Source organism: Agriterribacter humi (genome assembly GCF_009192765.1).
Classification (GTDB): Bacteria; Bacteroidota; Bacteroidia; order Chitinophagales; family Chitinophagaceae; genus Agriterribacter; species Agriterribacter humi.
On record NZ_VOHQ01000002.1, the window covers coordinates 261,550 to 287,222 of the forward strand.

General features: G+C 41.1%; 28 protein-coding genes. 13 read left to right on the forward strand and 15 right to left on the reverse strand.

The annotated features are described in order from the left end of the window. Positions 1 to 42: 42 nt before the first annotated feature. The 3 genes from FRX45_RS04290 to FRX45_RS04300 form a co-directional block, all read right to left on the reverse strand. Positions 43 to 984 carry a hypothetical protein gene (locus FRX45_RS04290; RefSeq protein ID WP_152267172.1) on the reverse strand — a complete coding sequence of 314 codons (942 nt, stop codon included), beginning with the start codon at positions 982 to 984 and terminating at the stop codon, positions 43 to 45. A 188-nt stretch (positions 985 to 1,172) separates the two neighbouring features. Next, the gene (locus tag FRX45_RS04295; RefSeq protein WP_226804943.1) at positions 1,173 to 2,312 is read right to left on the reverse strand and encodes an agmatine deiminase family protein; all 1,140 of its coding nucleotides are present in this window, start codon (positions 2,310 to 2,312) and stop codon (positions 1,173 to 1,175) included. 60 nt (positions 2,313 to 2,372) lie between these two features. Further along, positions 2,373 to 3,248, reverse strand: coding sequence for a carbon-nitrogen hydrolase (locus FRX45_RS04300; RefSeq protein WP_152267173.1), 876 nt, complete (start codon positions 3,246 to 3,248; stop codon positions 2,373 to 2,375). A gap of 184 nt (positions 3,249 to 3,432) precedes the next feature. On the opposite strand from FRX45_RS04300, the gene FRX45_RS23165 reads away from it, so the two are divergent. From FRX45_RS23165 to FRX45_RS23170, 4 genes are all read left to right on the forward strand, one after another. Continuing rightward, positions 3,433 to 3,609 (forward strand): hypothetical protein, encoded by a 177-nt coding sequence (locus tag FRX45_RS23165; protein WP_193311577.1) that lies wholly within the window; start codon positions 3,433 to 3,435, stop codon positions 3,607 to 3,609. A gap of 223 nt (positions 3,610 to 3,832) precedes the next feature. Then, a complete protein-coding gene (locus FRX45_RS04305; RefSeq protein ID WP_152267174.1) occupies positions 3,833 to 4,111 on the forward strand; it encodes a transposase in 279 nt (92 codons plus the stop codon). A 364-nt stretch (positions 4,112 to 4,475) separates the two neighbouring features. Next, positions 4,476 to 4,841 (forward strand): hypothetical protein, encoded by a 366-nt coding sequence (locus tag FRX45_RS04310; protein WP_152267175.1) that lies wholly within the window; start codon positions 4,476 to 4,478, stop codon positions 4,839 to 4,841. Between the two features lie 9 nt (positions 4,842 to 4,850). Then, positions 4,851 to 5,024, forward strand: coding sequence for a hypothetical protein (locus FRX45_RS23170; protein WP_193311578.1), 174 nt, complete (start codon positions 4,851 to 4,853; stop codon positions 5,022 to 5,024). 268 nt (positions 5,025 to 5,292) lie between these two features. On the opposite strand, the gene FRX45_RS04315 is transcribed toward FRX45_RS23170, so the two are convergent. From FRX45_RS04315 to FRX45_RS04335, 4 genes are all read right to left on the reverse strand, one after another. Further along, a complete protein-coding gene (locus FRX45_RS04315) occupies positions 5,293 to 8,217 on the reverse strand; it encodes a M16 family metallopeptidase (protein ID WP_226804945.1) in 2,925 nt (974 codons plus the stop codon). Positions 8,218 to 8,626: 409 nt separating this feature from the next. Then, complete coding sequence (locus tag FRX45_RS04325) at positions 8,627 to 10,057, reverse strand: TolC family protein (RefSeq protein WP_152267176.1); 1,431 nt, start codon at positions 10,055 to 10,057, stop codon at positions 8,627 to 8,629. A 32-nt stretch (positions 10,058 to 10,089) separates the two neighbouring features. Next, positions 10,090 to 10,752, reverse strand: a complete 663-nt coding sequence (locus FRX45_RS04330) for an ABC transporter ATP-binding protein (protein ID WP_152267177.1) — start codon at positions 10,750 to 10,752, stop codon at positions 10,090 to 10,092. Positions 10,753 to 11,059: 307 nt separating this feature from the next. Beyond that, on the reverse strand, positions 11,060 to 12,223 hold the full coding sequence (locus FRX45_RS04335) for a L,D-transpeptidase family protein (RefSeq protein WP_226804947.1): 1,164 nt from the start codon (positions 12,221 to 12,223) through the stop codon (positions 11,060 to 11,062). A 314-nt stretch (positions 12,224 to 12,537) separates the two neighbouring features. On the opposite strand from FRX45_RS04335, the gene FRX45_RS04340 reads away from it, so the two are divergent. Both FRX45_RS04340 and purE read left to right on the forward strand, forming a co-directional pair. After that, positions 12,538 to 13,668, forward strand: coding sequence for a 5-(carboxyamino)imidazole ribonucleotide synthase (locus FRX45_RS04340; RefSeq protein ID WP_152267178.1), 1,131 nt, complete (start codon positions 12,538 to 12,540; stop codon positions 13,666 to 13,668). 156 nt (positions 13,669 to 13,824) lie between these two features. Next, positions 13,825 to 14,349 carry a 5-(carboxyamino)imidazole ribonucleotide mutase gene (gene purE, locus FRX45_RS04345; RefSeq protein ID WP_152267179.1) on the forward strand — a complete coding sequence of 175 codons (525 nt, stop codon included), beginning with the start codon at positions 13,825 to 13,827 and terminating at the stop codon, positions 14,347 to 14,349. Positions 14,350 to 14,363: 14 nt separating this feature from the next. Here purE and FRX45_RS04350 read toward each other — a convergent pair whose 3' ends face one another. The 5 genes from FRX45_RS04350 to FRX45_RS04370 all read right to left on the reverse strand — a co-directional run bounded on the left by FRX45_RS04350 (position 14,364) and on the right by FRX45_RS04370 (position 17,453). Further along, on the reverse strand, positions 14,364 to 14,798 hold the full coding sequence (locus FRX45_RS04350; protein ID WP_152267180.1) for an acyl-CoA thioesterase: 435 nt from the start codon (positions 14,796 to 14,798) through the stop codon (positions 14,364 to 14,366). 44 nt (positions 14,799 to 14,842) lie between these two features. Then, entirely contained in the window at positions 14,843 to 15,730 is an 888-nt protein-coding gene (locus FRX45_RS04355) for a hypothetical protein (protein WP_152267181.1), read from the reverse strand. A 19-nt stretch (positions 15,731 to 15,749) separates the two neighbouring features. Further along, positions 15,750 to 16,283, reverse strand: a complete 534-nt coding sequence (locus tag FRX45_RS04360; RefSeq protein ID WP_226804949.1) for an RNA polymerase sigma factor — start codon at positions 16,281 to 16,283, stop codon at positions 15,750 to 15,752. Positions 16,284 to 16,364: 81 nt separating this feature from the next. Beyond that, the gene (gene rdgB / locus FRX45_RS04365; RefSeq protein WP_152267183.1) at positions 16,365 to 16,943 is read right to left on the reverse strand and encodes an RdgB/HAM1 family non-canonical purine NTP pyrophosphatase; all 579 of its coding nucleotides are present in this window, start codon (positions 16,941 to 16,943) and stop codon (positions 16,365 to 16,367) included. A 12-nt stretch (positions 16,944 to 16,955) separates the two neighbouring features. After that, complete coding sequence (locus tag FRX45_RS04370) at positions 16,956 to 17,453, reverse strand: hypothetical protein (RefSeq protein ID WP_152267184.1); 498 nt, start codon at positions 17,451 to 17,453, stop codon at positions 16,956 to 16,958. Positions 17,454 to 17,519: 66 nt separating this feature from the next. On the opposite strand from FRX45_RS04370, the gene FRX45_RS04375 reads away from it, so the two are divergent. The 5 genes from FRX45_RS04375 to FRX45_RS04395 all read left to right on the forward strand — a co-directional run bounded on the left by FRX45_RS04375 (position 17,520) and on the right by FRX45_RS04395 (position 20,995). After that, a complete protein-coding gene (locus tag FRX45_RS04375) occupies positions 17,520 to 18,584 on the forward strand; it encodes a branched-chain amino acid aminotransferase (RefSeq protein WP_152267185.1) in 1,065 nt (354 codons plus the stop codon). Between the two features lie 156 nt (positions 18,585 to 18,740). Continuing rightward, the gene (locus tag FRX45_RS04380; protein WP_152267186.1) at positions 18,741 to 19,208 is read left to right on the forward strand and encodes a hypothetical protein; all 468 of its coding nucleotides are present in this window, start codon (positions 18,741 to 18,743) and stop codon (positions 19,206 to 19,208) included. 89 nt (positions 19,209 to 19,297) lie between these two features. Then, complete coding sequence (gene rpsL / locus FRX45_RS04385; protein ID WP_116876838.1) at positions 19,298 to 19,678, forward strand: 30S ribosomal protein S12; 381 nt, start codon at positions 19,298 to 19,300, stop codon at positions 19,676 to 19,678. A gap of 43 nt (positions 19,679 to 19,721) precedes the next feature. Further along, the gene (gene rpsG, locus FRX45_RS04390) at positions 19,722 to 20,189 is read left to right on the forward strand and encodes a 30S ribosomal protein S7 (protein WP_152267187.1); all 468 of its coding nucleotides are present in this window, start codon (positions 19,722 to 19,724) and stop codon (positions 20,187 to 20,189) included. A 98-nt stretch (positions 20,190 to 20,287) separates the two neighbouring features. Next, positions 20,288 to 20,995, forward strand: a complete 708-nt coding sequence (locus tag FRX45_RS04395) for a DUF2490 domain-containing protein (RefSeq protein WP_152267188.1) — start codon at positions 20,288 to 20,290, stop codon at positions 20,993 to 20,995. Here the strand turns inward: FRX45_RS04395 and FRX45_RS04400 are convergent. From FRX45_RS04400 to FRX45_RS23810, 3 genes are read right to left on the reverse strand one after another with little or no spacing between them, the layout of a single operon-like run. Further along, positions 20,992 to 22,278, reverse strand: a complete 1,287-nt coding sequence (locus FRX45_RS04400) for an NAD(P)/FAD-dependent oxidoreductase (protein ID WP_152267189.1) — start codon at positions 22,276 to 22,278, stop codon at positions 20,992 to 20,994. The genes FRX45_RS04395 and FRX45_RS04400 overlap by 4 nt on opposite strands. Positions 22,279 to 22,329: 51 nt before the next feature. Further along, on the reverse strand, positions 22,330 to 22,479 hold the full coding sequence (locus tag FRX45_RS23175; RefSeq protein WP_193311579.1) for an SRPBCC family protein: 150 nt from the start codon (positions 22,477 to 22,479) through the stop codon (positions 22,330 to 22,332). Further along, positions 22,464 to 22,700, reverse strand: coding sequence for an SRPBCC family protein (locus FRX45_RS23810; RefSeq protein WP_152267554.1), 237 nt, complete (start codon positions 22,698 to 22,700; stop codon positions 22,464 to 22,466). Before FRX45_RS23810 ends, FRX45_RS23175 begins: the two co-directional genes overlap by 16 nt. 215 nt (positions 22,701 to 22,915) lie before the next feature. Between FRX45_RS23810 and fusA the strand changes: the two genes are divergently transcribed. Beyond that, positions 22,916 to 25,060, forward strand: coding sequence for an elongation factor G (fusA, locus tag FRX45_RS04410; protein WP_152267190.1), 2,145 nt, complete (start codon positions 22,916 to 22,918; stop codon positions 25,058 to 25,060). 132 nt (positions 25,061 to 25,192) lie between these two features. Next, positions 25,193 to 25,633 (forward strand): hypothetical protein, encoded by a 441-nt coding sequence (locus tag FRX45_RS04415; RefSeq protein ID WP_152267191.1) that lies wholly within the window; start codon positions 25,193 to 25,195, stop codon positions 25,631 to 25,633. Positions 25,634 to 25,673 lie beyond the last annotated feature (40 nt).

Consider the following 25,673-nt stretch of genomic DNA (forward strand, 5'->3'; position numbering starts at 1 on the left):
GCAGTATAAAATGAATCATAAATAGCCGGTAAAATAAAATGGCTACCTGTTCTTCCTTTTGCCCGGGGAAGAATTCTGATCCGGGTTATTTTGAAAGACTGGTTTTTCCACGGGGGCCTGGCCATCCTGTAATTTAAAATCAAATACTTTATTGATGTGTACCCATTTACCCTTTTCCCATTTAAAACCTTCATAATCTCCATCGGGTATATACGTGTATTTTTTTTCGGGTTGGTTGTTTTCTGAAATGAGATGATCAAATATAATAATGCCCAATTCTTTATCGTATTTTATACTGCCATTACCCTCTTTTTTATATTCAATTGAAAATCTTGTCTGAACAGGTTTGGGCAGGCTATCTTCTTCAAAACTGAAAAACGGGCCTCCAAAAACGGGCTTGCCATTGTTGAAAGTTAATACTTCAATGCGTTTTTTGGTACTCCTGAAACTATTTTCGTCATAGCCTAAAAGTGTATAGAAATTTTTATCCCGGTAGCTGGTTTGAATAATTTTATAATAGAGGGCGCCGATCCATTCTTCATTATCCGTTATGGCATTGTCAATGTCTTTTACAAATTCCGTTTTATCAAGGAGCGGGTATAATGATAATGAACCATCCGCTGTATTCATTTGTATGGCGCCATGTCGCCGGAATGTTGTTTCATCTCTTACCAACTGCCATGTAAAAATGCGAAAGCTACTATCCGGTGCATACAGCCGGGATATGCTCTGCAGTGAATCGAACGGATAGGAAAAAGAATGGGGTTCTTTTAACGCCCTTACCAGCATACGGGTAAAAATACTATCCGCTTTAATCCGGTCAGCCGGCTGCCGTGCATTTACAATATCATATGCATAAGACTTCATGGAATCTTCACGCACGCCCATTTCTGTAAGGAAACTGCTTTTACCGCTTTGGGCAAAAGCGTTTAATCCTATGCTACTTATGCACAATAAAAAAAGGTATGGAAAAATGCTTTTCATTCGTGATACTGTAAGATAACGAAATTACAAACAATGCTTTTTATGAACGGCAAATGCCGCTGATTAGTGCTTAAAGTTTTGGTAAAGTAGGTTTCAGATTGCGGGTTTCAGGTTACAGGTTGCAGGGGCATTTCCATGTAACTTGTACCATCCCGTTCCAAACCACAAACTTCCAAACCATAAACATTTTACACACTTGGTTCCTGCTGGCTAAGGCAATGAAAACTTCCCAGTCCCCAAATTATATCGGAAGAATCAATGCCCACTACCTTTCGGTCGGGAAAGCACTCCTGTATAATCTGCAGGGCTTTATCATCGTTCTTGCAGCGGTAAACAGGAACAATGACTGCTGTATTGGCGATATAAAAATTGGCGTAAGATGCAGGCAGGCGCTGATCTTCATAAACAACTGCATCAGGCATAGGCAGCTCAATGATATTGAGTTGTTTGCCATTGAGTAAGCGCATTTGTTTTAATTCTTTCAGGTTGGTTTGCAGAAGGGCATAGTTTTCATCCGATTTGATTTCTTCTATAACTGTAAGCACAGTGTCTTCATTTACAAAGCGCACCGTATCATCAATATGTCCATCCGTATCATCGCCCACAATACCTTCACTCACCCATAATATTTGTTCAACCCCATAGTAGTGGCGTAAATAGTCTTCAATTTGTTGCTGGTTAAGTTGCGGATTGCGGTTAGGATTGAGCAGGCAGGCAGTGGAAGTTAAGATGGTTCCCTGTCCGTTAAATTCAACCGAGCCGCCTTCCATAACAATACCGGGGTGAAATACCGGAATATTGTATTCGTTGGCTATTAAAGTTGGAATTATATCATCTAAGTCGTACGGAGGATATTTGTTTCCCCATGCATTATAATTCCAGTCAACGATTACCTTTTTATTTTCCGCTTTGGGATTAATAAGAAATGCCGGTCCGTGATCTCTGCACCAGGCATCATTGGTAGGGTGAATGAAAAATTTGATTTGGGCCAGGTCAACGTCTGCATCTGCAAGGCATTGAATAGCAAATGACCTCATGGCTTCGTCATTTACATTAATATTTACTTTTTCTCCTTCACTTACTGCTTTAATAAATTGGGCATAATAAGGATAAATGTCATTTATCTTTCCTGGCCATGATGCCTCTTTATGCGGCCAACTCAGCCAGGTAGCGCTGTGCGGTGCAAACTCGGCCGGGAAATAGTAGCCCAGTTTTTTAGGCGTTTTAAATGTAGGAAGTCCGGGGGCCGCAATATCTGAATCGCTTTCCTTAAAATTCCCGGAAGCTGTTGCATCTAATGAACGAAAGAGTGTATGTATGAATTTCAATTTTACTTTTTTTGATGATGTTTATGATATAGGGATGATGCTACCTAACCCATGGGAATGCTAATCCTCATCTATATATCTTTTTGTTATAGGCTGATAGCTGTCAATTCTGCGATCGCGCAAAAAAGGCCAATGTGTACGGTATTGATCGGTTTTTGATGTATCTACCGGTATTACATGCACTTCTTCCTTATCGTAAGGAGCCTGGTATAATATGGTTCCAAACGGGTTGGCAACAAAAGATCCGCCCCAGAATTTCATATTCCCCTCCTGTTCAAAACCCACCCTGTTTACACTTACAACATGTACACCATTGGCAACAGCATGGCTGCGTTGTATGGTTTGCCATGCATTGTACTGTTCGGTATTGGTGGCTTCATCCTGTGAAGTGGACCAGCCAATAGCGGTAGGGTAAAATAATATTTCTGCTCCCATAAGTGCGGTTATGCGGGCAGCTTCGGGATACCATTGATCCCAGCATATCAATACACCAATGGTGCAAAATTTTGTTTTAAATACCCTGTATCCAATATCGCCGGGTGTAAAGTAAAATTTTTCATAATAAGCAGGATCATCAGGAATATGCATTTTGCGATACTTACCCAAATAGGTTCCATCGGCATCAAGCACGGCAGTAGTATTATGGTATAAGCCTTCTGTTCTTTTTTCGAACAAGGATGCGATAATTACTACTCCAGCGTCTTTAGCTACTTTGCTCAATGCGTCTGTTGAAGGACCGGGTATGGGTTCTGCCAGTTTGAAATTTTCATAATCCTCCTCATCACAAAAATAAAGCGAAGTGAACAGTTCCTGCAGGCATACGATCTGTGCTCCCTTTTGAGCCGCTTCATGAACTTTTTCAATCGCTTTTTGCAGGTTCTCCGCCTTGTTTGCCGTACAACTCATTTGAACCAGTCCAATGTTAATATTACGCATAAGTGATAGCTTAAAGACCGCAAAATTAACCCTAATATTTAGTTTAGCCCTGCGGGTGGTATTTTTTGTATAATAATTCAAAAGATACATGCTTATACTTAACATATGATGATTTGTACTACTATCGGAAAATTATATTACCCCACCGGAACCAATGGCATTTCCAATAGCTATGGTTTTGTAGATGAGAAATGTTATACGTGTTGAATTAAACAGATCAGGACAAAGTAAACTTACGCTCAGGCTGGTTACCATTACCGGTAAAATAATTGAACAACAGGAAATGAGTGCAAACAGTAAAACAGCAGAGCTGAAATTGAATAAGTATGTTAGTCCTGCCAACTATATAGGGTATCCCTGAAAACGCCAATAGTTATCCACAAAGGGTTTGGCAGTGTGCATAGCTGCAAAAAAGCCTCACAATGGCACAAAAAGTGATCAAAGTGAGGCAGACAAAAAAACTTACAGCGAATGTAGGTAATCTTTTATTTGAATTCACTCCTGCATTACAAAGTCAATGATTTTTAGATACCGACCTTGGTAAGCTTTATCAGTCGGTTCCATTTAAAGCGTTAGCGGCCTTAGTGCCATCGCCAAAAGGCGAGTTAAGTGGTAAGGGATGCAAAAGCTGGTTAGCAGTAGAAGGTGGTATTGCATTAATGATAGCCAAGCACTACCTTCAGCTCAGCGATGCCATGCTGGTAGAAAGGCTCAATACAGATTGGGCACTCCAGATGTTTTGTGGAGTTCCCCTGAAAGTGTATGAAAAAATAAAAGACAGTGATCTGCCAGGTCGCTGGATAAAATATTTAGGGCAGCATCTTGATATTGATAAATGGCAGGTTCATTTGGCATCAGAATGAAAAGCAGATATGAGCAATAGGCACATAGGTTTTACAGATGCTACCTGTTATGAAAGTTATGTTACCTATCCAACGGATGCCAAATTGATCTGGAAATGTTGCCAGTAAGTATTTGCGCTGATCAACCGTATACGCAAACAACTTAAGCTGCGCCGCAGTCGTGCTAATCATGACAAGCATAAAAAATACTATCTCAGTTATGCCAAACGCAAAAAGAAAACCAACCGTGCCAGAAAAAAATTATGCGGAGTTTATTGAAATATTTAGACCGGTTATTGCAACAGGCTGGTGAACTGAGGGGCAAGCCTGTGAACAAAATAAATCTTAACCGGCTACCCGTTATAGAACAAATAAAGCAGCAGCAATGGAGCATGTATTTTGGACAAGAAGCTACAGTGCCAACCGGATCGTATCGTTGCACAAACCTTATATACCTTATATACACCCAATAAAAAGAGGTAAAGAAACCAGACCAACGGAATTTGGAGCCAGAGTAAATAAACTGCATGTAGATGGCATCAGTTTTATTGAGCATCTAAGCTTTGATGCTTTTACCGAAGGCATACGCATCCAAAGCACTATTGATATGGAGCGCCGTTATTTTGGCAAATGCAGCCAGATGGGAGCCGATGCTATTTATGGCACTAATGCAAACAGAAAGTATTGTACTACAGAGCATATAGCCACCTGCTTTGTTGCCAAAGGAAGGCAGGGTAAGCAGGAAGAATAGAAATCTCAAATGCGCAGCATATTGGGTAAACTCAGGAGTACACACCTGGAAGGCAGCTTTGGTAATGAAAAACAACACTATCTTCTCAATAAAATAAAAGCAAAAACCCAACAGGCAGAAATAGCCTGGATATTTTTTGGTATATTAAGCAGTAATGCCGTAAAAATTGCCAAGCGACGATGAAAGAGCACTTCCCTTTCTAAAGCAGCATAACAACAATGATCATCTTCCCTTCCTATGAAAAACAACCTGGCATAATGCTAATGGAAAAGCTATGCCCCCTACAGTCACAATCAATGGCAATCTGATAAAAAATAGCTTATTGCTCTCAAAACAGGAGCAGCAATTAAGTTGCATTTAAAATACGAAATGTGTCGTATTTTGATGCTTCTGCATATTCAGGCCTCCGCAATTCCATCCAAGAACACTTCTTTTTTTTTTAACAAATGCCCTATTTCTTTTTCGCATCGGCGGGCATAAGAATGGCTGTATAATGATTTTTGCCGTTCAGTAACAGTCGCGCAGCTTCCTGTACATCTTTGGTGGTTAATTTATCCATATACTGCTCAAAATGAATAAAGCGGTCAATGTTCTTGCTTTCTGTTTTTGCTGCTAAAAGATGGCTGGACCAGGGACCGTTCTCTTTCATCTCCTGTTTGTGTGATTCGCGCCATTGCTGCTTCACTTTATTGAGGTTTTGCTCACTCGGACCGTTTTTAATAATGGCATTTATTTCGTTTTGCATAGCTTTCAGGAGTGTGTCTACCTTTTCCGGACCGCAGGGCAATTGCACAACCAACTGGAAAGAAGGATGAGGCGCTTTGTTCAATCCTCCATAAATACCACCTCCATAAATGCCCTGTACCTTTTCTCTCAATTCTTCAATAATGCGAATATTGAGCACTTCTGTAAGGGCGCTGGCTTTTAGCGCAAGATCTTCGTTGTACGGAATGTCTCCGTAATAAAAAGACAGGATCAGGCTTTTTTGCTCCTCACCTTTATAAACCGTTAATTCTTTTTTCCCCTTTATAGGTCTTACCTTCTGATCAACATAACTTTTTTTCCTGGCTGTAGCCGGCAGGCCGGCGATATAGGTTTCAATTAAAGGAATGATCTGCTCTTCCTTAAAATTACCGGTGAAAACAAAATGTAAGCCTCCGGCATCTCCCAGGCGTTGCTTGTAAATAGCTAAAGCCCTGTCTGCCTGTATGCTGTCAAAATACGCTGCCTTAGGCACGTTGATGGGCGCCAGGGGATTATTATTATAAAAAACTTTGAAAGCCGTATCAAAAAATGCAGCTTGAGGATTGGAGCTTAATAAAGCCAGTTGCGCTTTATTTTTTTGTACGAAAGATTTAAACAGGCTGCTGTCTTTACGCGGTTCCGTTAATTTCAGGTATGCCAGTTGAAACATGGTTTCCAGGTCCTTTACTGTTGAGCTGCCATTGATGCCTTCGGTAGTGGCACCTATAAACGGCGTGGCGGATATGGTTTTGCCCGATAATGCTTTTTGCAGGTCTGTGGGAGAAAAGCTGCCGTATCCCATGGCATTCACTACCGGCAAAGCGTAAGCGGCATTGTATTTATCGGGCTGCCTGTAGTTGCTTGTACCTCCATACCGGGATGCCGCCATCAGTATTTCGTCATTTTTGAAATCGGTAGGCTTGAGTGTAACGCTAACGCCATTTGATAAAGTAAGTTCGGTTGTGCCGGTTAGTGCATTGCTTTTTTTGCCGGTTACTTTTCCTGCTTTAGGTAATACCGTTAATAATTCGGTGGCTATCACTTTTTCTTCATAGGGTTTTACCTCAGCTTTTTCAGCAAGCGCCACTGTTTGTAAGAGTGCGGCAGAGGAAGGTAATTGTACGCCTTCCTTCTGCGGTCCCATAATAAATGCAAATACGTTCTGATCTCCCTTTAAAATATCAGCAATGGCGTTTACATCTTCAAGACCGATAGCCGGTAAAAAATCCCTGGCCATTTTATATTCCGCAGCAATACCCGGAATGGGCGATCCCTGCAGGTAATGCTGAATATATTCCTCTACCAAATCAGATGATTCTTTTTTATCCCTGTCGTTATAACTTTTTTCATAAGCGGCCAGCATATTTTTTTTGGCTCTTTCCAGCTCTGGCGCCGTAAAACCAAATCGTTTAACTTTCTCCAGCTCTTCCAGGGCAGCCTGCAATGCACTGGTGGGCTCTTTATCACCCGAAACTGCATACAGTTCAAAGTTTTCATATCCCCTGGCAATATTGCTGAAAGATCCACCACCATATACAAAGGGTGGATTTGCCTGTTGTGTAAGTTCCTGCATGCGTTTATTCAGCATGGTTACAAACAGGTCTTTTACCAGTTCTTTTTTATAATCATTGTAAGTAGTAGTTGTATCTGATTTATAGGCCGGAAATTCAACAATGGCCTGGTAACTGGTAGCTTCTTTATCGGTAACTACTAATGCATCATCTGTGGTATATGAAGGTATGGGGGGTTGCAGGCGCGGACGTGTTTCGGCGGGATTGGTTAAACCTCCGAAATGTTTTTTTATCATCGCCATGGCATTTTCCTTTGTAATATCCCCTACAACAATTACAGCCATTAGTTCGGGGCGATACCATTCTTTATAAAACCGGCGTATAGCATCGTGTTTAAAGTTTTTAATAATACTGTCTTTGCCTATGGGCAAACGTTCAGCGTATAGTGACCCGATTAGTAATTTGGGCAATATCTTTTTGAACATTCTTTCTCCCGCTCCTTTTCCCAAACGGCTTTCTTCCAGGATGATCGCACGTTCATTGTCTATGTCTTCGTCTAAGTAGGTAACATTATGCGCCCAGTCTTCCAGTACGCTAAATCCTTTTTCCACGTTTCCGGGTTTGTCGGTAGGAATGGGTAAGATGTAGATCGTCTGATCAAAATAAGTGGAGGCGTTAAGGTCATTTCCAAAACCAACACCTATTTCCTGCAGGAAGGAGACGATTTCATTTTTTTTGAAATTCTTGGTGCCATTAAAAGCCATATGTTCAGCCATATGCGCCAACCCAAGCTGATCGTCGTCTTCATTAATGGAGCCTGCATTAAGCACCAGCCTGAGTTCCACCTTTTGTTCGGGCTTATTATTGGGACGAATATAATAGGTTAGTCCGTTGGGCAATTTGCCAATGGTAACAGCAGTATCAACAGGAAGTTTATCTGCAGGGTTAATTTGGGCCTGAACAAATGCAATGTTTATGGTGAGTAAAATAAACAGTAAGGTGTTTTTGATTATCATTCTGTTGTGCATAGCTGTTGTGTTATTTGCTGTAAATGTATAATAAATAAGAGAAAGTTTTTTGGGGTTAACCTTAGCCAAAGAGTTGCTGTGAAATTTCTTCATTTACTGGTCGTTAAGGGGATATTGACCTCCGGTTTGTTTGCTTATAGCATAACCGTATGATTTTAGGTGACTGACCAGGTACCGGCCACTGGGGTCCCGGGGGATTCTCATGCAGCAATAACTTCTTCTCTAACAATATGTAAGCGGATAATTCTTTTCTTTCCATCTTCGTAATGGCAGCGTACGGCATCCACCACAGCGCTTCTTAAGGCTTCCATTGTATCGCCTTGCTATAGATAGATACGCCCAGCCCCCTGGCTATATAACCTCCTTCAGGGCTTTCTTCTACCATAAAAAATAATTTCTTCCATGCGAATATGTTTCTTGCAGGTTTAGCTTTTTAAAACTCCTTATCCAAACAGGGCATATCAAGTTTCCGTATAGTTGCCACAGAAGAGCAGACTGAAAATTATAACGCCAGTTTTCCCTGGTAAAAGTCTAATATCCGGGTGCGGAAAATATATTCGTACCAGGTTTGTGTAAGGTTGAGTTTAGCCCTGTCGTAATTATTTTTAGTGAGCAGGTATTCCGTGGAAACAATGGTGCCCATATTGAAACGGATTTCTGCTGAGCGGAATGATTCTTTGTATTGGATAACCTGCTCCTGCAGCACCTTGTAACGTTCGTAGGTGGATGCCATATCCTGGTATGCTTTTTCTATGCTTTGTTTCAGGATAAGTTTGGTGTTCTCCGCTTCGTATACGGCATTCTTTTCGCTGAGTTTTGCTTTTTTTACATTAGTGGCTACCTGCAGATTATTAAAGATGGGAATGCTCAGGCTCAGCCCAACATAACTTCCGAGGTTGTTTTTGAACTGGCTGTTGTACGATATTTTTTGTGCTGTGTAATTTTGTTGTTGTTCCAGCACAGGATTTTTAATATTGTCAATCAATACATATTGTCCTGTATTCACTTCAGTAACCGTAGTTGGAACCGACCGTGCAGAGATGCTGGAATAATTAGAGTTGAGATTGCCATTGAGTCTTAAGTAAGGATAGTATCCGCCTTTTGCCACCTTCACCCCCTTCGCCATGCTTTTTACCCGCAAATCAACCGCTTTAACCTGCGCAAGGTTTTGCAGGGAAGCAGTGTATATTTCCGCGGAGTTGTGTGGATACATCTCCAGTAGTTCCCCTTCAGACAGTCTTTCTAATTGCATGTCTTTGTTATAAGGAATATTCATAAGCTGGCTGAGATTCAGCCTGGCAGTTTGCAATGCATTGTAGTTATTGATGGCAGCCAGTTCATCACCCGATAGCTGACCTTTCATATCAGACAGCATATAGCTGCCTACAGCACCTTCGTTTACCATAGCCGTTAGTCGTTCTACCTGTTTACGGGTTATTTCCGTCTGTTCCGACATGATTTTCCAGGTGTCTTCATTATTTAATACGGTTAAATAGGCAAGTATTACATCCAGCGTAAGTTTGTCTTTGGATTGCTGCCATTCCATTTCACTGGCGTGATAGGCATATCCTGTTTGGCGGATAAGATTTTGCAACTGCAAACCACCGAACAAAGTAAGCCCCGCGCTTAAACCTGCACCTGAAGATGAGAACCGCTGATCAATATAGCCGTTGGTAAAAGGATCAATAGCACGTCCCTGGTTCCAGCCATAGCCCCAGTCTCCGTTCAGGTTGGGAAGTAAATTGGCTTTAGCCTTTCGCCAGTCGGCCCTTGCCGATTGCACAAGCAACTCATTTTGTTTTACCGGGATATTATTGTTCAGTGCGGTTTCTACACATTGTTTCAATGAAAATGATCCGCCCTGCGCTTGGCCGTTTATCCATATTGCGCATGTCAACCCCCATACTATTGTTCCTTGTATTAGCTTTCGCATTGTATGATTGATTTTTATTTCAACAGCCTTTATCAAACTATTTTCCCATCCAGCAGGTTAATGATCCGGGAACCGTATTCTGCATTTTTTTCGGAATGGGTTACCTGTATAATGGTTACGCCTTCTTCCTGGTTCAGTTTTTTGAACAGATCCATTATTTCTTCACCTTGTTTGGAGTTGAGATTACCGGTAGGTTCGTCTGCCAGCAGCAGGCTGGGCTTACCTACAAGGGCCCGTGCAATGCCTACCAGTTGTTGCTGGCCTCCTGAAAGTTGTGTTGGAAAAAGATCCTTTTTACCCACTATCTGGAAACGATCCAGTGCATCGGCAACTATGGCTTTGCGCTCAGATGATTTCATGTCCTGGTAAATAAGCGGCGTTTCAATATTTTCATAAACCGTTAGTTCATCAATAAGATGGTAGGCCTGAAAAACAAAGCCGATGTATTTTTTGTAAAGTTGTGACCGCTGTTTTTCTTTCAGCAGGTGTACGGCATCTCCCATAAAATAGTGGTAACCTTCGGAAGGGTCATCAAGCATACCTATAATATTCAGCAGGGTAGATTTGCCGGAGCCCGAAGGACCCATTATGGAAATAAATTCACCCTGGTTTATCCTGAAGTTGATGTCTTTAAGAATATAGGTTTTCTGTCCGCCGGCATTAACCGATTTAGAAATGTTGGTAAGTTCTATCATAATATCATTTTTTTAAGGAACAGGGTGTAAGGAATAAATGTATATAAATCTGCTTTACCCTTCCCCGTATATTTCACTCACTGCACTTAGCCCTACTTTGTATAAAATTAATGCCATGAATTGAAATAATTGAAAACCAGCTTATTGCGAAGCTTTTGAACGCCGTACTGTACGGTTTTGATACAACTGAAGTATGATTATGATACAAGGAGGATAGTAGAATGGGAGGGATAAAAGGATGTTTCAGGTCACAGGTTGCAGGTCTCAGGGGTGCAACTTGTATCTTGCAACCTGTACCAGGTAATAGTTATGAGCCCGGAGCGGCTTCAATAACCATAGTTTGTTTTAGCCGGAAAGCCACAGGTTGTTCCTGGCGTATGGCAGGTTTCCAGTTTGGCATACTTTCAAATTTTTTTTCAATCACTTCATTTATATCATAGTTACCACCTTTTACCACACGGGCATATACGGGTTTCCCTTCTTTATCAATAATATAATCCACAACAAGGTATGCGGCTCTTTGTCCTTCATCTAAAAGCGGGGCAAGCTCTCTTCCTGTTTCATCAAGAAAATTTTGAAAGGCTTTGGACCCGCCGGGATAAAGAGGTTGATTATTGACCACTTTTGCCAATTCACTTTCGGGTATCGGTATCTTCTTTTCCGGTAAAGTCCTTTTTACTTTATCAGCCTTTTTTTCGACTGGCTCTACATTTTCAACAAGGTAATTTCCCTTTGCATTAACCATCACCACAGGTACCTGTTTGTATTTTTCAAAATAATCATAAGCTGCTTCCAAGTTATCTGTAAGGGTTTTGTAATTGCGGTAAATTTTCAGGAACCGTTCTAAATAACTTACACTTCGCGGGTTATTGAATTGTATGGGAAATATGTGTACAGGTATATAATCCTGTCCCATCGCGCGGGCATAGCTTGTAATCACATATAAATCTTCAATCTGATCGTTGGTAATAGGAATGCAGCCTTCCGTTACACACGATCCGTGAATATAAATATCGCCACCCGGATACAGGGAGTCACTCAGCATTCTGTCTGATGAATTGGGATAATTTAGTCCCAGTGACAAGTGATAGGTGCTGTTGGGTTTAAATTCATTAATATAATAAAAGCCTTCCGGTACCTGGTAATCACCCGACATTCTTTTGGGCCCAAGAGAGCCCGCCATTGCACATATCTTAAAGGTCTTAAATAATTTGAAAGGCTCGCTGGTGCTGTTTTTTACCCATACTTCTAACTGGCTGTCGTATTTAAATGAACGGATGTAAATATATTTTGCCGGCCATTTTAAACCTTTTGCTTCAAATTGTTTGCGCAGAGTATCTTCCTTCCGCCGAAATACATCGGCAACTTTAGCGAAAGATTTTTGATAATCAACGAATGAATTTTGCCCGCTTACGGCGCTGGAAAAAATGAAGACAATGAATATTGCAAAAATGGATTTCAATTTATTCATTAATATTGATTATAGCTTAAAAGAGACTTTTATCATTTGATAATTTTTCGATAATCTCTTGTTATTTGCAAATATCATGCTTATTACAATACGATACTATAAATTTACTCTGAAACATAAGCTTTCTTTAACGGTAAAACACAGTTATCTATTTTACTTCCGCCTGTTAAAACTTCATTATAAAATGTGGAAAGAACTGTTAACAATCAGCACGTTTCTTTTTTAATTTCTGGCGGCAAAATGTTTGTCCCGGATTCATTTCAGCCTTCATTTCCATCTGTTTATTATCTTCACGCCTTATTTGAATAAGATATATGCTGAAAGTTGGAATTTTAGGCGGAGGTCAGTTGGGCAGAATGTTATTGCAGGCGGCCGCTAACTACCCCGTTGAGACCTATGTAATGGAGAACGATGAAAATTGTCCTGCAGCGCATCTTTGTCATCATTTTGTGAAAGGAGATATACGGCATTATGAGGATGTATATCAATTCGGGAAAGATCTGGATGCTGTTACCATTGAAATTGAATCTGTTAATGATGATGCACTGGCGGCGCTGGAAGCGAAGGGCGTAAAAGTATATCCCGGCACAGCGGCCCTGCGAATCATAAAGAGCAAAATTGAGCAAAAACAATTTTACGCATCCCATACGATTCCTTCAGCGGCGTTTGTTGTTACAAAATCCCTGGAAGACTTAGCGCAGCATGCAGATTTTTTACCGGCTGTGCATAAGCTAAGCGCGGGAGGATATGATGGCCGGGGCGTTCAGGTTATTACATCCAAAGAAGACCTGGATAAAGGATTTGATGCGCCTGCGGTGCTGGAAAAAAAAATTAGTATCCATAAAGAAATTGCACAGATCGTTGCGGTCAATGAAAAAGGTCAAACAGCCCTGTACCCACCTGTGGATATGGTTTTTAATCCCCTGTTGAATTTACTGGATTACCAGGTAAGCCCTGCCGAACTTACCGAAACTATTTTATGGAAGGTGGAAGCTATTGCGCTTAAGGTAGTGAAAGAATTAAAAAGTGCGGGTATTTTTGCTGTAGAGCTGTTTATTGATAAAACGGGTGATATATATGTAAATGAAACGGCGCCAAGAGTACACAATAGCGGACATCATACTATAGAAGGGAATTACAGTTCCCAGTTTGATATGCTCTGGCGTATTATTTTAGATTATCCCCTTGGCAATACTGCACCCATTCTTCCCGCGGCTATTGTAAATGTATTGGGTGAAGATAATTATAGCGGGATAGCAAAGTACGAAGGTCTGGAAGATGTGTTGCAAATGGATAATGTATTCGTGCATATTTATGGAAAAAAAGAAACAAAGCCCGGTAGAAAAATGGGGCATGTTACCATTTTAAGTGCAGACAGAAATGACCTGACCTATAAGCAAAGCCGGATCAGACATATTTTGAAAGTAGTGAGTGGGGAGAAGTGAATTGTGAATGGTGAGTAGTCAGTGGTGAGAGGTGAGAAGTAAGAAGGAAGGTTGCAGGTGCAAGAACAGCTAACTGACTATTGACTATTACCTACTCACTACTGAGGCTGATGGCTGATACCTGATTGCTAACGGCTAAATTAAAATCTAATCAGTATGTCTTCAATACAACCACTTGTAGGTATCATTATGGGCAGCGACAGCGACTTAACGGTAATGCAGGATGCTGCCACCATTTTAAAAGATTTTGATATACCATTTGAGCTTACGGTGGTATCGGCGCATCGTACCCCGATGCGTATGGTGGAATATGCTTCAAAAGCAAAAGAAAGAGGGTTGAAGGTTATTATTGCGGGGGCAGGCGGCGCTGCGCATCTGCCCGGGATGGTAGCTTCCCTTACATCGTTGCCTGTTATTGGTGTTCCGGTTAAGTCTTCCAATTCTATTGACGGATGGGATTCTGTTTTGTCAATTTTACAAATGCCCAACGGAATACCGGTGGCTACAGTGGCTTTAAATGCATCTAAAAATGCTGGTATACTTGCAGCAACTATACTTGGCGCCTTTGATACTAATATTGGTAACAAAGTAGTGCAGTATAAAAAGAATATGGAGGCCGAAGTGCTTAAAAAAGCAGGAAAACTAAAGGGAGAGGGCTGGAGAAATGATTTTGATCATTGATTTTGGAACAGGATTTAAACTGCCGATAGCTTCCTTCTTGCTTCTTCGGGAACAGAGGCTATTTTTTTGCTGCTGTAATCAAAGCAAACCATACCTGTTTTGGCCGTAGCAACTATAATATTCTTCCCGTTTCTATGGGTATTTAATTTGTAAACGATATCAAAGCTCACTCTTTCAAATGCAGTTGCTGTTACGGCTACATCTACCACATCTCCATAAAACAGTTCTTTTTTAAATTCAATAACCACATCATTCATAATAAGGCCAACACCTGCAAAGTTTTTTTCATTGTACGCATACTGTTGCAAAAATTGTATCCTCGCCTCATGAATCATAGCAAGAATACTATCATTGCCGGCATGCCCGCCATAATTAATATCGGTTATACGAATGGGAATTTTAGTGGAGAAAGAAAAGTGCTCCGGTAGTTCAAGCTTTATCCTGGACATATTTTATTTTTTGGACAAATATAAATGCGGAAAATGAAGCAGAACTATTTGTTGTTATGCTGTTGCAGCAGTTTCATCAGTTCGGCAATATCCATAAAGTTTTCAGCGGAGGGAATGAAAGTGGAATGACCTACTTCTTCTTTCCATTCTTTAAATTGATTTCTCCAGTACTGGCTTTCCCTGAGAATAACATCCAGCAATTCCTCGTTGCTACTGCCGTTCAGGTATTGAATGGTATTTCTGAATTTGGAGGAAACCCTTACCGAATGTCCATTGGGTCCTGTCATTAAAAAATAGCTGTTGGGCAAGTCAAGTAAACTTACATCTTCCTTTACCTCGCCCTTTAAATTACGGATGCGTTTGGCGGCCGTTTGGTCTAAGTCGTAACGGTCGGTGATAGCCGTATTGTCATCCGGTACTAATGAAACCGGCGGAGCATTATAGGTTTCATCTTCGCTGTAAAAATCAATTATGGTATTGGCTTCGGCTTTATATTTTTTGCTTCTGACGTGCGAAGCGATCATAGGCTTTGCACTTGCCGGAGCGCTGATATCGTCTTCGTTTTTGATAACAGGCTGATCAGTTTGATTTTTATACGTTGTATCAGGGGTTGTTTTTTTACCCGCTGTGGCTTTACTTTTATCGCTGCCCGCTATAAAGTAATTGGCGGCAAAAAAAGAAATTCCGATAAGCGCTGCGGCAGCGGCTATACGAAACACTTTTTTTATATTAAAGTTTTTCGGGTTTGCAATGGACGGGGTATCGAGGGAATATTGAATGATCTCCCAGCTATTATCTGGTGGGCGGATTTCAACATGGTATAATCTGTTTTTAAATTCTAAAAATTCATTATCCAGGTCATAAACTACCCTTTTCCACACGTGTTCGGGTGGATTGACTTCATGATTATATAATTCATTTTTCCATTTCATGATGAGGGTCAGGATAGTATTAGGGTGATGTTCTTTTTGTATTAATGATATTCTGCAACACTCCCTTTGCTCTTGCCAGTTGCGATTTACTCGTTCCTTCGCTAATGCCAATCATTTCCGCTATTTCTTTGTGCGAATAGCCTTCAACTACATATAAGTTAAACACTGTTCTGTAACCCGGGGATAATTGCTGGATGATTTTCATCAGGTCCTTTACACTTAAGCTATCAAAAGCAGATATCTCTTTTGTCTCAAGCAGGCTCTCATGATTTTCGGTAACGGGGTAAAGATTAACCTGCCTGCGATAATGTTCAATTGCGGTATTTACAAATATCCTTCTAATCCAGCCTTCAAACGAACCATCGCCCCTGTACATATGGAGATTTTTGAAAATTTTCACAAATCCATCCTGCAAAATATCCTGGGCATCTTCAGCTTTGCCGGCATAACGGAGGCAAACACCGTACATTTTGGGCGAAAACCTTTGATATAAATATTCCTGCGCCCGGCGATCTCCCTCCAGGCAACCTTTTATTAAGTCGCTTTCGCTCATGTTATGGTTGCTTTGCATAGACATTTAATCGTATGAAGATCAATTTGCTCCTATCCTGTTTTGTATCATATGATAATGCGATTATTTTTTTATTAAAAACTGCATCAATTGTTCCATTGCCTTTCCTCTATGGCTGTATTGATTCTTTTCCGGTAATGACATTTCGGCAAATGTGTGCCCGGCATTATTGGGTATAAAAACCGGGTCATAGCCAAACCCTTTTCCGCCCCGGGGCCGGGTAGTAATGCTGCCTTCACAAATGCCTTCAAACTGGTATTCAACACCATCAAGTAGTAATGAAATAACAGTTCTGAACCTGGCAGTTCTGTCTGTTTTGTCTTTTAATCTATCCAGCAACTTCTCAATATTAGCTGTAAAATCTCTTTCTTCTCCCGCATACCTTGCACTTTTAACGCCTGGCTCACCATCCAGGGCATTTGTTTCCAGACCTGTATCTTCTCCAAAACAGCTTATTCCGGTTAAATTATAAACTGTAGTGGCTTTCTGACGCGCATTTTCTTCCAATGTATCAAAAGGTTCCGGAATATCCATATCTATGCCTGCTTCTTTGAGGGTTATTATAGTAAATTGCCCTTCAAGCACAGAACGAATCTCTTCTGCCTTATGTGTGTTATTGGTAGCGAAAATAAGTTTTTGCATATTGGGATTGCATTAAAGTTGAAAAACGGACTTCAAGCCAGCCCACAGTTGAGTTTTAAGTGACTTGTCTTCCTCAATGCTGTTTAAATCCGGTGCGCATAAATAAACAACATTGTTATAGGGCTGCACCTGGAAATAGGGAAAATGAATGGGTAATCCTATTTCCTGAGGTGATACGCCAAAAAGAAGCTTGATTTTAGGCCGGGTTATGCTATTAAGGTCCAGGTAATGATTGTTTGTGGATTGATTCATGTTAATAATGGCTACATCCGCCATATTCAATTTGCAGGCATTTAATACACCGGTTAAAAAAGCAAACGATTTGTCGGTAAGGTAAGTAGCATCACTCACATTAACCAGGATAGTGATTTGTTTTTGATTGGAGCCCAGAAATTTTAAACCGGTTGTGGTCGAGGTGGGGGCTTCGGCTGTATTTTGTAAACAAACAAGTGGGGCTGTATACAGGTTTGCTATCAGGATTTCCGGTAATTTTACATTTTTAAGGCTCATACAAATTGACAAGTGGTCTTTCGGCCATGAAGTTTTTTCGTTTCTTTGCAACAAAAATAGTGTTTTATGATTGCCGCTATGGATATTCAGGTTACAAAAACAGAAAGAAGCAAGCTGCAGGATATTGATCTGGAAAACCTGCCTTTTGGAAAATATTTTACGGATCATATGCTGGAAGCAGAATATGAGAATGGTAAGTGGACAAATGTGGAAATTAAGCCTTACCAACCTTTATTGCTGGAGCCCTCATTAGCGGCATTGCATTATGGGCAGGCTATTTTTGAAGGCATTAAAGCATATAAAGACGAAGAGGGTAACGCTTTCATATTCAGGCCTTATGACAATTTCAGGCGCTTTAATATATCTGCCGAAAGAATGGATATGCCTGAAGTGCCTGAAGAAATTTTTATTGAAGGCATGCGCCGTCTTATTGAATTGGATAAGAAATGGATACCTGCTAAAAAGGAGCATTCTCTTTATATCAGGCCTTTTATGTTTTCTACCGATACCATGCTGGGCGTTCGGCCTTCTTCCAAATATAAATTTCTTATTATCTTAAGTCCAACAGGCCCTTATTTTCCCAAGCCAATGAATATTTATGTAGAAGAAAGATACACCCGTGCAGCTCCGGGAGGTGTTGGGTTTGCCAAGAATGCCGGTAATTATGGAGGCAGCATGCTGGCCGCCACAGAAGCACAAAAGCAGGGTTACGACCAGGTACTATGGACAGATGCTTCTGAACACAAATGGTTGCAGGAAGTAGGGATGATGAACGTGTTCTTTATTATTGATCATACCGCCATAACACCTTCTCTTGAAGAAGAAACGATATTAAATGGTGTAACCCGCAATAGTGTAATTACTATTTTAAAAGAAATGGATATACCGGTGGAAGAGCGTCGCATTAATATTGACGAAGTGATAAAAGCGCATAAAGAAGGCAGGTTACAGGAAGTATTTGGTACGGGAACCGCAGCCACTGTTGCCATGATACAAAAGTTAAAATACCGGGATTATGTAATGGAATTCGGTGAAAAAGACTGGACGCTGAGTGCGGAAATAAAGAAAAAATTAAACGGCATCCGTCAAGGGAAGTCGCCAGATACACACCATTGGATGTTTCCTGTGTAAGTTTGAGGAAAAAAAGCCCCGCAGCATACAAAAGCCATTTTAAATAGTGGTTTTTTTCATGCAATTCCTGCAGTTAATATTTTCTTTTACAGTTAATTGTGATATAAATAATGAGTCTGGTACGAAATTGTAACTACATCTGCCAAACGAAACATTATGATAAGGCAACTTACTGGCCGGAGCGTGTTGATTCTATTTATTTCTTTATCAGGGCTGCTCTTAGGATGTGCAAAAGATAGCGGCAATGATCCTGATCCGCAACTTGATTTCAGGGAGTATAAGCTATTTAATTATTCAAGCGGCAGTGAGGCAGAAGCGGGTAGTTTTCGCATTGACCAGTTGAGAGATGGGAATGCGAAGTTAACGATCTCCCTAAATGAGCCTTACCGGCAGGACGGGACAGCTTTTGATGCTGTAATTAATACCAGGGACGAAGCTGACAATGAACTGGTATTTTCATATCTGGGTTCTGTGGATGGAAAATCAGGCAAGTTGGTTATAAACCCGGTTGTCAGCAGTGGATCCAACCTCCCCGTAAAATACAGCGATTTGATCGGTAAGTCGGGTTTTTATGTAAAAGTAATGAACGGTGCAAATGTGCAGGCAAGGGGTGAAATTAAATAACCGGCAGGTTTTTAATAATTTGAACTTATAAATTTTGGTATTTCCCAACAAGCCGCTTACCTTTGCCCTCCCAAAAATAAAAGGTTAGAATGCCCACAATACAACAATTAGTTAGAAAAGGTAGAGAAATCATCAGAGCAAAAAGCAAATCAAGGGCTTTGGATAGCTGTCCGCAGCGTCGTGGTGTTTGTACCCGTGTATATACCACCACTCCTAAAAAACCCAATTCTGCTTTGCGTAAAGTTGCAAAAGTGCGTTTAACCAATAAGGTGGAAGTGATTGCCTACATCCCCGGTGAAGGACATAATTTGCAGGAGCACTCTATTGTATTGATCAGGGGTGGGCGTGTAAAGGATTTACCCGGCGTTCGTTACCATATAGTAAGAGGCAGCCTGGATACTGCGGGCGTAAAGGATCGCAAACAAAGCCGTTCCAAGTACGGTACCAAAAGAGAAAAAGCTAAAAAATAGCTTTGGGCCAAATAAATTAATTGAGTAATAATATTTAACCAATATGCGTAAAGCACAAGCCAAAAAATTACCATTAGCACCCGATCCAAAGTTTAACGACAAACTGGTTACCCGTTTTGTAAATAACTTAATGTGGGGTGGCAAAAAAAGCACTGCTTACGATATTTTTTATAATGCTATTGACCGTGTTTCAAAAATTTCCGGCGAAAACGGATATGAAATATGGAAACGTGCACTGAATAATGTTACGCCGGGTGTGGAAGTACGCAGCCGCAGAATTGGTGGCGCAACTTTTCAGATCCCTGCTGAAGTTCGTCCCGACCGCAAAGTATCGCTTAGCATCAAATGGCTTATCCGCTATAGCCGCGACAGGAACGGAAAAACAATGGCAGATAAATTAGCCAATGAAATTGTGGCCGCAAGTAAAGGAGAGGGCGCGGCTTTTAAAAAGAAAGAAGATACACACCGTATGGCCGATGCCAACAAAGCATTTGCCCATTTCAGAATATAAAGTCATTTTTAATAATTTTATACCCTGCTGTTCTTCTACGGCAGGGTTTTTATTTACTAAGAACCATACCTGCACCACGATTTTGTAAATTTCCCGGCATGAAACTTAAAATCACAATAATTGTTTTGCTGCTCTCAAATTTTGTTTTTTCTCAAAACAAAGATCTGGGTTCCTGGCAGGTGGTGAATGCGCAATTAAGCTTAAGCAACAAGTGGGAGACTTTTGCAGAATTGCAGGCGAGATCAAATAAATTTTTTGACAATTTCTTTTATTATGAAATTAAGGGTGGGATAAGCTATAGCATTAATAGCAATTTTTCATTCCTGGTTGGTGTGGGCAGGTACGCTACTTATTCCGGCGATGGCAATTTTGCTAAGCCATTTGATAATGAAGAGTTTCGGATTTGGCAGCAGGTTACCATGAACCAGTACCTGAACCGCCTGAAAATTGAACACCGCTATCGTGCAGAGCAAAAATGGATGACCGATGGTTACCGGAACCGTTTTCGTTATCGTTTTAATATGATGCTACCCCTCAATGCTTCCAAACTGCTACCCGGAACATTTTATTTGAATGCATACGATGAAATTTTCCTCAATAACAAGGCGCCGCATTTTGAGCGCAACAGGTTTTTTGCGGGTGGAGGCTATATTTTAACTCCTGTTACCACTGTTCAGGCCGGGTATGTAAACCAGTACAATTATGCTCTTGACAAACGTGGAAGTAAAAATTTCCTGCAATTTTCGATTATGCTGCAATTTGAGTATGATGACGATAGTGAGCGTATCCCGAATTTAATGGACTAAGTTATTTGCTCTTCTTTTTTTAAAGGTCTTATAATCATTCTGAGCGCCTGGTCTTTTGTAAAATAGGCGATCATCCAGTTATAAAGGGTGGTTATCTTATTGCGGTAGGTTATTAATGAAGTAAGGTGAATGAACAACCACATGAACCAGGCGATAAATCCCTTAAAGTGCAATGTGGGCTTAGGTATATCTGCAACGGCTTTATTTCGGCCTATAATAGCCATTGTGCCTTTGTCTGTGTAGCGGAATGAGCGGAGCGGTTTTTGAGCCACCATTCTTATAAAATTAATGGCTACATTTTTCCCTTGTTGCAAGGCTACCTGTGCTACCTGGGGATGTCCTTCCGGAAAACCGGGATCGCTGGTTTGCAGGCATGCATCGCCAATGGCATATATGTTGGATGTATCCTCCACTTTATTGAATTCATCTGTCAAAAGCCGTTTGCCCTTTCCGTAAGAAGTGGCAGGAATGCCATCCGCAATTTTAGCTGAAACACCTGCAGCCCAGATCAGTGTTTTGGTTTGAATATGCTCTCCGTTAGACAGGATAACTGTATCATCTACATAATCTTTTACCTGTATGTTCAGCTTAATTTCCACTCCTAATTTTAATAAGGCGCTATAGGTATCTTTCTGAGATTTTTGAGTCATGGGCGACAGCAATTGGGCGCCCCCGTCTATTAAATAAATATGGCTTTGATCTTTGGCCCCCCTGAACTCAGGATAATCTTTCCGGATGATAAACTTTCTCATCTCGGCCAGCATGCCCGATACCTCCACTCCTGTTGGTCCGCCGCCGGCAATAACAATGGTAAGCAATTTCTCTCTTTCTGCTTTATCGGTGGTAACCGTAGCGATTTCTAATTGCTGCAACAGGTAATTGCGCATTTCCAGCGCATCATTAACTGTTTTCATTGGAATAGCATTCTTCTTCACATTTTCCAGTCCAAAATAATTGCTTTCAGTTCCTGTAGCCAATACCAGGTAATCATATTCAAGTTCGCCCGATGATAGCACCACTTTGTTTTCTTCCGGGATTACTTTCAATAATTCTCCCATCCTGAACCGGATGTTTTTTTTGCCCTGGAACATTTTGCGGAACGGATAGCTGATGTTAGAGGCTTCTAAAAACCCTGTAGCTACCTGGTAGAGGAGGGGCGGAAAAAAATTATAATTATTTTTATCTGCCAGGGTAATGTTGAATTCATCATGTTCTGCCAGATGTTTGGCCAGGTTAATACCTGCAAATCCTCCGCCTATTACTAGTATTTTTTTTGTTGCCATTGCTTAACTCCCTTTCTAAATTGGTTTGTCAAAGAAAATTGATCCCTGTTCTTAAAGCGCTTCACAGTTTTGTTTAAGCTTATTCAATCCAATGCTAAAATCTTTATCCATCATTTTATCCATATTCATAAATAATTTCATCTTACTCCTGGGATATGGGAACCTGCTGTCGAATCCCCATAGCCTTAGTCGTATTTCCATTTGTGCACAACGCCAACTGTTCCGTCTGTGCCTTCAATGGTGTGCTGCATGTTGAGGTCATATTCTGCCCATGAGCTCCATTTATTGCGGTTGGTAAAATTGTTTACCTGTTCCCATACCTTTTCTTTGGGAGCATTTATGGTAATGCTTCTCTCAAAATGATAATCTTTGCAATAAACAGGCCGGCAATTAAAATGAACAAAATGGCAGTGAAGAGTAATAACCCACTGTACTTAAGTGTTTTTTTCCTTTCCGTGCGCTATAAAGCTACCAAACCCGGCACGGCTTTCCTTGTTTTTTCAGTATAAAATTTTACAATTGCCGTGCTATTGTTTTCACACTAATTTCGCTACCTTTGCGCCTCAAAAAAATATAGTTGAGAGAATTTTCTCTTTAACATATATTATAAATAAAAACATATTTAATCCCCAATAAAATGGCAGACTTAAAATTTCAGAGAAACTTTGGTATTGCGGCACATATTGATGCCGGTAAAACCACTACTACAGAGCGTATTCTGCGCTACACCGGTATGATACACAAAATAGGGGAGGTGCATGACGGTGCTGCCACTACCGACTGGATGGAGCAGGAAAAAGAAAGAGGCATTACCATTACCTCTGCAGCGGTAAGTTGCCAGTGGAATTTTCCCACCGATAAGGGAAAGGTTACACCCGATACCAAAAAATATGCTTTCAATATTATTGATACGCCCGGGCACGTGGATTTTACAGTGGAAGTAGAACGTTCCATGCGCGTACTTGATGGGTTGATCGCCCTGTTTTCGGCTGTGGATGGGGTTGAGCCCCAGAGTGAAACCGTTTGGCGCCAGGCAAACCGTTATAAAGTGCCACGTATAGGATTTGTGAATAAAATGGACCGTGCGGGTGCCGACTTTTTAAATGTAGTAAAACAGGTGAAGGAAATGCTGGGCGCGAAAGCAGTTCCCCTGCAATTGCCCATAGGTGCGGAAGAGAATTTTATAGGCGTGGTTGACCTTATTAAGATGAAGGGCGTTATATGGCATATGGAAACCGAAGGAATGACCTTTGATGAAATTGAAGTGCCTGCCGATTTGCTGGAAGAGGCCAATGAGTGGAGAGGTCATTTGGTAGAAGCTGTGGCTGAATACGATGACAAATTAATGGAAAAGTTTTTCGATGATCCCAATACGATTACAGAAGATGAGATGCATGAAGCCATCCGTAAGGCTACGGTTGACCTGAGCATTGTGCCTATGATGTGTGGTTCGTCATTCAAAAACAAAGGCGTACAAACTGCGCTTGATGCTGTTTGCCGCTACCTTCCTTCACCAATAGATATTGATGCCGTAGAGGGTGTAAATCCTGATACTGGTGCGGTGGAAGTGCGTAAGCCTGATGCAAAAGAACCTTTTGCAGCACTGGCGTTTAAGATCATGACCGATCCTTTTGTGGGGCGTCTTGCATTCTTCCGTGTGTATTCAGGGCACTTGGATGCGGGTTCTTATGTATTGAACGTTAGAAGCGGTAAGAAAGAGCGGATCAGCCGTATCATGAAAATGTTTGCCAACAAACAAAATCCCGTTGATTTTATTGAAGCCGGCGACATTGGTGCGGCAGTAGGGTTTAAGGAAATAAAAACCGGTGATACGCTTTGCGATGAAGATCATCCCATTACACTGGAAAACATGTTCATTCCCGAACCGGTAATTGCCATCGCTGTTGAACCTAAAACACAGGTAGATGTAGATAAAATGGGTATGGCCATTGGTAAGCTGGTGGAAGAAGATCCAACGCTACGGGTAAATACAGATGAAGATACCGGTCAAACCATCCTCCGTGGAATGGGTGAACTGCACCTGGAGATTATTATAGACCGTATGCGCCGTGAATTTAAAGTAGAAGTGAACCAGGGCGCGCCGCAGGTGGCATATAAGGAAGCCTTTACAAACAAGGTGGAACATCGCGAAGTATTGAAAAAACAGACAGGTGGCCGTGGTAAGTTCGCCGATATCATATTTGAAATTGGACCCGCTGATGAAGAATGGCTGAAAGAGAACCCGGGCAAATCATTCCAGTTTGTGAATGATATCTTCGGTGGATCTATTCCCCGTGAATTTGTTCCGGCTATACAAAAAGGTTTTGAAACTTCTATGGGTAACGGGGTTTTAGCCAATTACCCGCTGGAACATATGAAGGTGCGTGTGTTTGACGGTAGTTTTCATGATGTGGATTCCGACTCTATGTCGTTTGAACTTTGCGCAAAAAGCGGTTTCCGTGAAGCAGGCCGTAAAGCCAAACCCGTACTGCTGGAACCTATTATGAAAGTAGAAGTGTTAACACCAGATCAATATATGGGTGATGTAACAGGCGATATTAACCGCCGCCGTGGTATACTGGAAGGCATGGATACCCGTAATAACCTGCAGGTAATTAAAGCCAAAGTACCATTGAGCGAAATGTTTGGTTATGTAACCCAACTGCGTTCATTAACTTCCGGTCGTGCTACATCCACCATGGAATTCAGTCATTATAATCCTACACCTAATAATATTGCCGAAGAAGTAATTGCAAAGGTGAAAGGAAAGGTGACGGCGTAGTGAGTAGTCAGCCGTGAGTGGTTAGTGATAAGTAAAAAAGTGCATTTTAATAGATAACCCGTTCTGCGAAAGTAGAGCGGGTTTTTGTTTTATTGATGGTTTCCTGTTTCTTCGTATTATGAAAACTAAAAAATGAACCTGCTTTCAAAGCCATATCATATGCTTGCCCTGGCAGCCGTTTTGCTGATCATGTTGTCTTTTATCCCCGCCAATCGTCCAATGGATCTGCCGGTACAGGGGGCTTCTTATGTATTAAATTATTCCGACACGCTCAGGGCGATCGCTATGCTTTTATTGCTTTTCTGGATATTATATATGATTACCGTCCGGTTTTTATTTTCGGTCATTTTAATATGGGTGCATATTGTAATTACATTGTTGCTGCTTGTGCTTATTGTATTCCTCTTTTTTCGCTATGCCGGTCAAAATGCCTCCAATGAAATTATGGAGCTATCCTTTCAAACAGGGCTCAACCCTCAAATGATCGTTCCTGTTCTGATCATGCTGCTGTTATTAACGCAATTGAGTTATATTATTAACCTGATTCTGGGAGTTGTAAGAAGAATGAATTAATACCCTGGAACAAAGCGTTATATTTATGTAAACCTTGCTC